The 7,265-nt window shown below is 59.3% G+C and carries 6 protein-coding genes; 2 read left to right on the top strand and 4 right to left on the bottom strand.

Going from position 1 to position 7,265, the window contains the following annotated elements; translation table 11 throughout:
• Positions 1 to 6 precede the first annotated feature (6 nt).
• From VNZ65_RS15060 to VNZ65_RS15075, 4 genes are all read right to left on the bottom strand, one after another.
• The gene (locus tag VNZ65_RS15060) at positions 7 to 2,640 is read right to left on the bottom strand and encodes a DNA topoisomerase III (RefSeq protein WP_325670354.1); all 2,634 of its coding nucleotides are present in this window, start codon (positions 2,638 to 2,640) and stop codon (positions 7 to 9) included.
• Between the two features lie 272 nt (positions 2,641 to 2,912).
• On the bottom strand, positions 2,913 to 3,392 hold the full coding sequence (locus tag VNZ65_RS15065; RefSeq protein WP_062119523.1) for a DUF494 family protein: 480 nt from the start codon (positions 3,390 to 3,392) through the stop codon (positions 2,913 to 2,915).
• Positions 3,393 to 3,564: 172 nt separating this feature from the next.
• The gene (gene dprA / locus VNZ65_RS15070; RefSeq protein ID WP_325670364.1) at positions 3,565 to 4,737 is read right to left on the bottom strand and encodes a DNA-processing protein DprA; all 1,173 of its coding nucleotides are present in this window, start codon (positions 4,735 to 4,737) and stop codon (positions 3,565 to 3,567) included.
• Between the two features lie 58 nt (positions 4,738 to 4,795).
• Positions 4,796 to 5,869, bottom strand: a complete 1,074-nt coding sequence (locus tag VNZ65_RS15075; RefSeq protein ID WP_414649139.1) for a LysM peptidoglycan-binding domain-containing protein — start codon at positions 5,867 to 5,869, stop codon at positions 4,796 to 4,798.
• 204 nt (positions 5,870 to 6,073) lie between these two features.
• Here VNZ65_RS15075 and def point away from each other — a divergent pair, with 204 nt between their 5' ends.
• A complete protein-coding gene (gene def / locus VNZ65_RS15080) occupies positions 6,074 to 6,604 on the top strand; it encodes a peptide deformylase (protein WP_061944935.1) in 531 nt (176 codons plus the stop codon).
• A gap of 104 nt (positions 6,605 to 6,708) precedes the next feature.
• A partial coding sequence (locus tag VNZ65_RS15085; RefSeq protein WP_325670358.1) for a methionyl-tRNA formyltransferase occupies positions 6,709 to 7,265 on the top strand: 557 nt, incomplete at its 3' end.

Here is a 7,265-nt window from a genome sequence, read left to right on the forward strand (position 1 = left end):
CAGCGCTTAGGCTGCCTTGCGTTTGGCGACGACTTTTTTGGGAGCCGCCTTTTTGGCCGCCGGTTTCTTGGCCGCCGGCTTCTTCGCTACCGCCTTGACTTCAGCGGCGTCATCTTCGCTTTGAACTGCCGCCGCCTTGGCCTTGCCCTTGGCGGGCGCCTTGGCTTTACGCTCTTCAAATTCGAAGCTGACCTTGCCATCCTTGCCCTTGACCAGGAAAGCCTTGAACGGACGGCGCGTGCGCTGCGAAATGAAACCCGGCAGCAGATCGGTCTTGCCGTCGTTGAGCAGCTTGACCATTTGCTCCGGCAGGATTTCTTGCTGCAGGATGATGCGGCCGCTGCGGAAATCGCAAGCCTTCGGTTTGGCTACGGTTTTTTCGCAGACGTAGGCCAGGCCCATCTCATACACGCCGCTGGCGCATTTCGGACACGGGCCCAAGGCAGTCTGGCCGGTGAAATCGACGCCTTCGCCATCTTCGCCTTCGCCGTCATTCTGGCCGAAATCGAACTCCAGCTTGAAATTCTTGATTTCTTCGTCGCGGCTGATTTTCAGGATGGCGGCAAACGGCCGGCCCATCTTGGAACGGAAACCCTGCAGCGGACCGATGGTGCGCTTGGTCAGCAGTTCTTCCACTTCAGGAATTTCGAACTGGCGGCTGCCGGGCGTCTTGCTCATCGAGAATTCGCACTTGGTGCAGGCGAAACGGCGATAGTTTTCCTTGACCACGCTGCCGCAGTTCGGACATGGCGCCAGCAAGGTAGCGTAGTCGCCCGGGATCGTATCGTTATCGTATTCCTTGGCGCGCTTGACGATGATCTGGGTCAGCTGTGCGATTTCGCGCATGAACTCTTCACGGCTGATGGTGCCGCGTTCGATCTGCGACAGCTTGTGCTCCCACTCGCCGGTCAGCTCAGGCTCGGTCAGCTCATCGACGCCGAGGCCGTGCAGCAAGGTCATCAGCTGGAACGCCTTGGCGGTCGGCATCATTTCCCGGCCTTCGCGCAGCAGGTATTTTTCGTTCAGCAAACCTTCGATGATGGCAGCGCGCGTCGCTGGCGTGCCCAGGCCCTTGCCGGCCATCGCTTCGCGCAGCTCGCCGTCGTCCAGCAGCTTGCCGGCGCCTTCCATGGCCGACAGCAAGGTGGCTTCCGTGTAGCGCGCGGGCGGCTTGGTGACCAGGCCGTTGGCGGTAATCTTGTCGGTCTTGACCTTCTCGTCCTTGGCCACTGCAACCAGTGTGCCACTGTTTTCCGGATCCTTCTCATCCGCGGCTTCCTTGCCGTAGATCGCCAGCCAGCCCGGATTGGTCATGACCTTGCCTTCAGTCTTGAACTGATGGCCGGATACTTCGGTGTAGCGGGTGGTGACCTGGAACTCGGCTGCCGGGAAAAACACTGCCATGAAGCGGCGCGTCACCAGGTCGTACAGCTTCTGTTCCGGTTCCGACAGATTCTTCGGCGCCTGCGTGGTCGGGATGATCGCAAAGTGATCGCTGATCTTGGTGTTGTCGAAGATACGCTTGTTCGGCTTGACCCAGCCCTTGTTCAGGATCTGTGCGGCAAACTGCTGGTAGTTATTGTTCTCGGAGACCGTTTCCAGCGCTTGCTTGACGGTGCTCAGGTAATCTTCCGGCAGATGACGCGAATCGGTACGCGGATAAGTCAGCACCTTGTGTTTTTCGTACAATGCCTGCGCCAGGCCCAGGGTATTCTTGGCGGAAAAACCGAAGCGCGAGTTGGCTTCGCGCTGCAGGCTTGTGAGGTCGAACAGCGCCGGCGCCATCGAGGTGGTCGGCTTCGATTCTTCCTTGACGTTGCCCAGCTTGCCGCGGCAGGCGGCCACGATGGATTCGGCGGCGGCCTTGCTCCACAGGCGCTCGGCGCGCTTTTCCGGATCGTTTTCATCCTTCTTGTGGGCAGTGTCGAGCCAGCGGCCTTCATAGATGCCGGCGGCGCAGACGAATTCGGCGCGCACTTCCCAGAAATCGCGCGGCACGAACTTCTTGATCTTCTCTTCGCGCTCAACCACGATCGACAGCGTCGGTGTCTGCACCCGGCCGACTGTGGTCAAATAGAAACCGCCTTCTTTCGAATTGAAGGCGGTCATTGCACGCGTGCCGTTGATGCCGATCAGCCAGTCCGCCTCGCTGCGACAGCGGGCGGCGTCGGCCAGCGGCAGCATGTCCTTGTCTTCGCGCAGATGGGTAAAGCCGTCGCGGATCGCGCCCGGCGTCATCGATTGCAGCCACAGGCGCTTGACCGGCTGCTTGGCTTTCGTATATTGCGCGATCAGGCGGAAAATCAGCTCGCCTTCGCGCCCGGCGTCGCAGGCGTTGATCAGGGAAGTGACATCCTTGCGCTTGATCAGCTTGTTGAGCACCTTCAGGCGCGACTCGGTCTTGGCGATCGGGTTCAGCGCAAAATGCGGCGGAATCATCGGTAAATGGGTGAAGGTCCACTTGCCGCGCTTGACGTCGTATTCTTCAGGCACTGCGATTTCCAGCAAATGGCCGACCGCCGATGACAGGACGTATTCGTCGGATTCAAAGTACTCATCGTGCTTGGTGAAGCCGCCGAGCGTCTTCGCGATATCGTTCGCGACAGAAGGTTTCTCGGCAATGATGAGGGTCTTGCTCATAGTGTTGTCTCGAAAGTAGTGCGCAATATTTCAGCGCATTTTTTTGCTTATGCACGCCATGGCTTGTTTTTTAGCCATCGCGGCAGTTCGGAATTTTGGTTGCCAGAGAGAAATTCTCTCATCATACACCAGACGATTTCGCTGCCAACTCCACGGCTAATATCGAAATCAGCACTGTGGCGGGCAAATATTGCGGCAATGATAAGCGGGTTGCTGGAAAAGCTGCAAGTGCGCAGGTCCACCGACATAGGGGCAGATGGCGCTGAGCGCGGCTAATGCAAGAGGCGCGGCTCGGGATCGTCGTCTTCGTCGAGAAACAGCTCGTCGAACATCAAGCCGTCCGGCTCCTTGCCCTGACTCCATAGCACCATCAGCACGATCACCTTGAGTTTGTCGAGCGGAACCGGGGTCTCGCTGACGGTCAGTGCGCGCTCGATCACGATCTCGCGCTGCACCGGATTGAGCATCTTGGCCGACTCCAGGAACTGGATGAAACCAATCGCGGCAATGCCCAGTACGTCGATTTCCTGCTGAGCGTAAATGCGGATGCCAAAGGAAAAAGAGGTTTGCTGCGGATACTTATCAGCGAATTCGTGGTTGGCTTCCGCCAGATCCGTCAGCCAGCCGAGGGCTTTGGTGATCTCGTCTTCTTCAAAGCCGATCGCCGACAGCTTCTTGACCAAGGCCTCCGGTTCAGGGCAGGCATCGGGCCGATAATAAGTTTCATACAGATAAACGAGGACTTCAAACATGGTTCTACTGTATCGCTAAGGTAAGGGTGTGACAAGTAAAGTGCAACTTAACAATGAAATGCTTTACAACAATGTTGCAGCTTCGAGCGTCAGTATACGTATATTAGTATCGCAGGATTTGCGCAAAGCTGCGCGAAATCGCAAATTAGATCTTAAATGCGTTACAGCATTATCAGTCGAGGCGGCGGTAAAGAGCGCCGGGCAGAACTTCGATCAGGCCGGCCAGTTCCAGCGCCAGCAAACGGCCGTTCAAGCTCGCCGCGTCGCTGCCGCAGCGCACCGCCAGCACATCGAAACTGACCGGATCATGGCCGAGCTGCCGCAACAGTTTTTGATCGTCATCGCTTGCCGCTAGCGGATCCTCGGCGGCGGCCTGGGTCACGCCGCCGGCCTCGTCAGCCACGCTATCCGCCTGCGCCGGGGTGTGGAAACTACGCAACTCTTCCAAGATATCCTGCGCCGATTCCACCAGCTTGGCGCCCTGCTTGATCAGCTGATGGCAGCCTTTCGCCAGCGGCGAGTGGATCGAACCGGGAATGGCAAACACATCGCGCCCCTGCTCGGCCGCCATGCGGGCGGTAATCAGCGAACCCGACTGGGCCGCGGCTTCCACCACCAGCACGCCGCGCGCCAGGCCGGAAACGATACGGTTACGGCGCGGGAAATTGGCTGCGATGCCGGGCACGCCCAGCGGGTACTCGCTGACAATGCAGCCCGCTTCAGCGATCTGGTGCGCCAAGCCGCGGTTGCGCGCCGGGTAGACGATGTCGGCGCCGGTGCCGATCACGGCGATGGTGCTGCCCGCTTCCGCATAACCCGCCGCGCCGCGCAAAGCGCCTTGATGGGCGGCGGCATCGATGCCCAGGGCCAGGCCGGAGATGACGGTCAGGCCGCGCTGGCTGAGGATTTCTGCAAAGCGTTCAGCATTGGCGATGCCCTGCCCAGTCGCGTTGCGGCTGCCGACCACCGCCAGCGCCGGCCGCGCCAGCAGTTCAGCGCGCCCCTTCACATACAGCATCAGCGGTGGATCGCTGATGTCCAGCAAAGCTTGCGGGTAGCCTGCGTCCGCCAAGGTCAACAAGCGGTTGCCCGCTTGCTGCAGCCACTCCAGAGTGCGTTCGATCAGAGCCAGAGTGGCGTCCGAGGGCGGTGCCAGCAAGGCATAGGCGATGCGCTCAGACACAACCTTGTGCAGGGCGGAGAAGGAAGTGGAAAAGATGCTGGCCGGAAGGCCGAAGGCCGCCAGCAAGCGGCGCGCAGTTTCGGCGCCGACTCCGGCAGTCTGGTCGAGACGCAGCCAGGATGCCAGTTCATCGGCATCGGCGGCGGCCCGATGGCGGCTCAGACCGGCGCCGCCATCATCGTCGTGAAGATTATCTTTATTAACAGCAAGGACCTTTACTTCATTGCGGCGATCTGGCGGTGTCGCCGATATCGACCGTATTCTGGACTTCCATGATCAAGCCATACGAAATATGGTTGAACACGCGGAAGATGAACAGGGTACCGTATTGTTCGTCCGGCAGCTTGACCTTCTTGTTGTGATCGGCAGGATCCTTGATGGTCGTACCCAGGCGGGACAGCTGCAGCACCGTGCCGACGTCGATATTGTCAGCCTTGCCCTGATTGATGGTGGCGATCTGGTTCTGCGCCGCCGTGGCCACGCCGCCATAGATGGAGACGATGCGGGCATCGACATTGCCGGCCGGCGCATGCGGCACGTAATTCAGGATTGGTTCGACCGGGCGTGGAATGATGCGGTCGCCGACCTGCATTTCTTCCTTGACGTCGACCACGCTGAAGGTTGCCGCCTCATCCGGCGTGCTGCCGCGGCGCTCCAGTTTCAAAGTACCCAGGTACAGCGCTTCGTTGGCGATGACCTTGCCCGTGACCGGATCCTTGAGCGGAGTGCCGGGACGGAATACCTGGAATGCAGTCGCATCCGCCAGGTCGCCGCGCACATAGGCCTTATCGCCCTTGCCTAGATTAATATGGCCTTCCTGCACCGCCACGATATGCGGCGCGCTTTTCAAGTCGTCGCCTTCGATGATCAGCGGTTGCGACAGGAAAGGACCGATGGCATCGGTGGAAATGGTCGTAATCGCATCGCGGCCGATGCCTTGCACCCGCACTTGCGGCGACAGCTTGACCACGCCGGGTTCGCCGCTAGTGCTGTTGCCCAGGCGCAGGCGGCCGTTGACACGGTCGAAATACACGATCTGGCCTGGATAGATCCAGTGCGGATTGCGGATCTGATCCTGGTTCAAGCCCCACACCTGCGGCCAGCACCATGGATGTTGCAAGAATTGACCGGAAATCCCCCACAGCGTGTCGCCACGCACTACCACGTGCTGGTCCGGAGCATTCGGCAAAAACTCGCAGCGCATGGTCTTCACTGCCTGGGCGTGGGCCATGCTGGAAATGCCAAATCCGGTGCATAAAGCAAGAAGGAGTGCAGCTGTGCTAAACTTTTTCATATTGTTTCCGGTGAATACTGCGTTAAATTGGCGCCTGTACCCTGGAGCTTTTCGGCTCCCGGCCGGTTCGTCGCCACGGCATTTGATATTGGTAAAGCAAAATAAAGCAAAAAACTTGCCATAGTGAATCAAATTTTGCCCATAATCGATTGAACTAGCAAGAGAAAACCCCTTCCAAACCGCCTAATTGTTACGTATTCAAGCATGTCCTTATTAAATATTCTGCGTTATCCCGACGTCCGCTTGCACAAAATTGCCAAGCCAGTGACAGTTTTTGACAGTCGGTTAAAAAAATTGATCGCCGACATGGCTGAAACCATGTACGAAGCGCCAGGCGTCGGCCTGGCCGCTTCGCAAGTCGACGTCCATGAGCAGCTGGTGGTGATCGATACTTCCGATACCGGCACCGACCTGCGGGTGTTCATCAATCCGCAGATTCTCTGGGCCAGCGAAGAAAAGCAGATTTACGATGAAGGCTGCCTGTCTGTGCCAGGCGTCTACGATGGCGTTGAACGCCCTGCGCGTGTGAAAGTGCGCGCCCTGGACGCGGACGGCCAGCCGTTTGAAGTCGACGCCGATGGCTTGCTGGCGGTCTGCATCCAGCATGAAATGGATCACTTGCAAGGCAAGGTATTCGTTGAATATCTGTCACCGCTGAAGCGCAACCGTATCAAGGCCAAGATGCTCAAGGAAGAACGCGAGCAGAAGCGCGACAAGCAATACGGTACGAGATAAACATCTTTTCCATGTTGCGGGACAAACTGCAAGAAGCGCCCTGTCAGCGGCTCTTGCCGTTTGTCCCGTAGTCATTTTGGCCACCCTTCGCCTTATCGCTCACAATGAAAATCATCTTCGCCGGTACTCCCGAATTCGCCGCCGTGGCGCTCAAGGCCCTGCACGACGCCGGTCACCAGATCGTCCTCGCGCTGACCCAGCCGGACCGCCCGGCCGGCCGCGGCATGCAGCTGCATGCGTCGCCGGTCAAGCAGTTTGCGCTCGATCATCAGATCCCGGTCGCGCAACCGGTATCGCTGCGGCTGGATGGCAAATACCCGGAGATCGCCAGCGAGGCGCATCAGCTGCTGCAAGCGACGCCGCATGATGTCATGGTGGTGGCCGCCTATGGCTTGATCCTGCCGCTCAGCGTGCTCGACATCCCGCCGCGCGGCTGTCTCAACATCCACGGCTCGCTGCTGCCGCGCTGGCGCGGCGCGGCGCCCATCCATCGCGCCATCCTAGCCGGCGATGGCGAGACCGGCGTCACCACCATGCGCATGGATGAGGGCCTCGATACCGGCCCGATGCTGCTCGCCGAGCGCACGCCGATCTCCGCCGCCGACACCGCCGAAACCTTGCACGATCGCCTGGCCGAGCTCGGTGCCACCCTGATCGTCTC

Source organism: Collimonas sp., from assembly GCF_035566555.1.
In the GTDB taxonomy this organism is placed as follows: domain Bacteria; phylum Pseudomonadota; class Gammaproteobacteria; order Burkholderiales; family Burkholderiaceae_D; genus Collimonas.

Excerpts from the sequence above, each read along its gene's own strand:
- VNZ65_RS15075 (WP_414649139.1), bottom strand. The coding sequence starts at position 5,869 with ATGAAAAAGTTTAGCACAGCTGCACTCCTTCTTGCTTTATGCACCGGA.
- def (WP_061944935.1), top strand. The coding sequence starts at position 6,074 with ATGTCCTTATTAAATATTCTGCGTTATCCCGACGTCCGCTTGCACAAA.
- VNZ65_RS15060 (WP_325670354.1), bottom strand. The coding sequence starts at position 2,640 with ATGAGCAAGACCCTCATCATTGCCGAGAAACCTTCTGTCGCGAACGAT.
- VNZ65_RS15065 (WP_062119523.1), bottom strand. The coding sequence starts at position 3,392 with ATGTTTGAAGTCCTCGTTTATCTGTATGAAACTTATTATCGGCCCGAT.